Source organism: Actinotignum sp. usb-actsch-213, assembly GCF_059085665.1.
Map to the genome: position 1 here is coordinate 1 of NZ_JBHNSQ010000036.1, position 1,217 is coordinate 1,217.

The following is a 1,217-nucleotide window of genomic DNA, read 5'->3' on the forward strand; positions in this document are numbered from 1 at the left end:
CTGCGCCTGTGGAAGGCCGAGCCCCTTGAAGAATTCGATTACGATGCCTTCAATTCTCAGCGTTTCACCGATGCGATTGTGGAACGCGAGCGCGTAAATGACCTGTGCCGGGTGCTCTACCCGAACGACACCACCTACGAAGGCAAGGTGCTGCGGGTGCGCCAGCAGTACTTCTTCTGCTCGGCTTCCCTCCAGTGCCTCATTGCCGAACATAAGGAAGCGCACGGGGATATTCGTTCCTTCGGGGAATACAACTCGATCCAGCTCAATGACACCCACCCGGTGCTCGCCATTCCGGAGCTCATGCGTCTGCTCATGGATGAGGAAGGCCTGGGCTGGGAGGATGCCTGGAAGATCGTGTCCCAGACCTTCGCCTACACCAACCACACGGTGCTGGCCGAGGCGCTGGAAACCTGGGAAACTTCGATTTTCACCAAGCTTTTCCCGCGTATTTATGACATTGTGGCGGAAATGGATCGGCGTTTCCGCGCGGAGCTGGCGGAGGCCGGTTTCCACCCGGGCAAGATTGAGTACATGGCGCCGCTCTCCGGCGGGCTGGTCCATATGGCGTGGATCGCGTGCTATGCCTCCTTCTCCATTAACGGGGTGGCCGCGATTCACAGTGAGATCCTCAAGCGGGATACCCTCCACGACTGGTACGACATCTGGCCCGAGCGTTTCAATAACAAGACGAATGGCGTGACCCCGCGCCGCTGGCTGCATAATTGCAATCCGCGCCTGGCCGCGCTGCTGACCGAGGTGCTCGGGGATGATTCCTGGGTGACGGATCTGGATAAGCTGGCCACCATTGAGGACCGCGGGAATGCGGATATTTACCGGCGCCTCATGGAAATCAAGGCGGAAAATAAGCGTGATTTCGCGCGCTGGATTAAGCGCCGCGACGGCATCGATATTCCCACCGATGCTATTTACGACACGATTATTAAGCGCCTGCACGAATACAAGCGCCAGCTCATGAACGCGCTGTACATCCTCGATCTGTACTTCCGGATTAAGGACAATCCCAGCATGGAGGTCCCGCCGCGGGTCTTCATTTTCGGGGCTAAGGCCGCGCCGGGCTACAAGCGCGCCAAGGCGATTATCAAGTTCATTAACGAAGTGGCGAAGCTGGTGAATAATGATGCGGATACCCGCGGCAAGATCACCGTGCTCTTCGTGGAGAACTACAATGTGTCGCCGGCCGAGCATATTATTCC

At 57.6% G+C, this 1,217-nt stretch carries 1 protein-coding gene; it reads left to right on the top strand.

The genetic code is table 11. The annotated features are described in order from the left end of the window. The coding region (gene glgP / locus AC5RK6_RS04515) for a glycogen/starch/alpha-glucan family phosphorylase (protein WP_493926368.1) at positions 1-1,217 on the top strand (1,217 nt) is incomplete at both ends.